2 protein-coding genes are annotated in these 1,184 nt (G+C 61.5%); one reads left to right on the forward strand and one right to left on the reverse strand.

From position 1 onward, the window contains the following. Positions 1–637 (reverse strand): toxin-antitoxin system YwqK family antitoxin (locus tag AC1DSN_RS22925; RefSeq protein WP_477333173.1); only part of this gene is annotated, 637 nt, incomplete at its 3' end. A 298-nt stretch (positions 638–935) separates the two neighbouring features. On the opposite strand from AC1DSN_RS22925, the gene AC1DSN_RS22930 reads away from it, so the two are divergent. Next, positions 936–1,103 (forward strand): hypothetical protein, encoded by a 168-nt coding sequence (locus AC1DSN_RS22930; protein ID WP_477298163.1) that lies wholly within the window; start codon positions 936–938, stop codon positions 1,101–1,103. The last annotated feature ends 81 nt before the right edge of the window (positions 1,104–1,184 follow it).

Genomic DNA, 1,184 nt, shown 5'->3' on the forward strand with positions numbered 1-1,184 from the left:
GGCCTTCCTTGAGTCCATCGCGCACGTCATATGAAACGACGCCGTCCGAGTAGTGGCCGTCGCGTAAATTCCCTTCTTTCCAGGTGGCGTCGGTCAGGGCCACACCGTCTGGCGTCCAGCTGCGCAGGCGTCCGTTCAGGACGTCGTGTTCGAAATGCGCCTCCCACACCATCTGCTTGCCGTCCCAGGTGTAGCGGGTGACCGTGCCCTCAAGGTTGCCGCCCTCGTAGTGCAGAGACTCGACCTTTTCACCGGACTGCGTGTTGTAGATGACCATGTCGCCATCGAGCCGTTCGTCTTTCCGTGACAGTTCAAGGGCCAGCTTGTTGCCGGACCCGTAGCATCGCGACGGACCTGCCGACAGTCCCTTCTCAAAGTGCACGACGCAGCGCGCGAGGGCTGAGTGGCCGGGTGCGCCATTGATGGCGCCGACTTTCTTGTCCCACGTTGCGGCGATGTCGGCGGGAATAGCGTCGACGTATGCCGCATCCCCGTCAAAGGGCTCGGTGCTGCCGTGCTTGTAGGCCAGTCCCTGGTTGAAGTCGAGCTGGCGTGAGTCGAGCTCATTGTGGCCGCAGGCGGCGAGGCATGCGAAGGCGAGGGCAGTGACCCCCACTTTGGGAAGACGGTAGGTCATGGCTGGTCCTTGTTTTCGAGCGCTTCGGATGACGCGTGTTGAGAGGCGGTGGTCCGGATAGCCGATGGCAGGGAACTTAAGAAGATGTCCTGGTTTGCTCCGTCGGGCCTTCGCCATCTTGCGTTCCTGCTCCATGAGTTGCAGAGACGTGTATCGGCAGCGTGTGCGCGAACTTTAGCGGCCCTCGCGCGTTCCGCCTGTACATCGGAGCATTCCTCTCCCCAGTTACGTCACGGGATTCTGTTATTGGGGTGGCACCACCAAGGACGCCTGGTACACCTACGATGGCGACAGCCGCGTGTTGGTCTCCGCTGGCCAGTTGGTCAATGGCGCCATTGCGGTGTCGACCGACGCCTCGTCCTACGCACTGGGTTACGAGGGCGCCGGCAACACCATCACCCGCATGACCTTGACGCCCGCCGGGTTTAGGCAGCAAAACGATCCGGCGACCTCGGGTTATGGTTGACACTAGCTAATGGGGGGGCGACAAAGGGACCTTCGTCGACGCGTCTGTAGGGGAAATCCGACAATCGAAAATCCGTAAGGG

The organism is Luteibacter sp. P4_D7_3, from assembly GCF_056401735.1.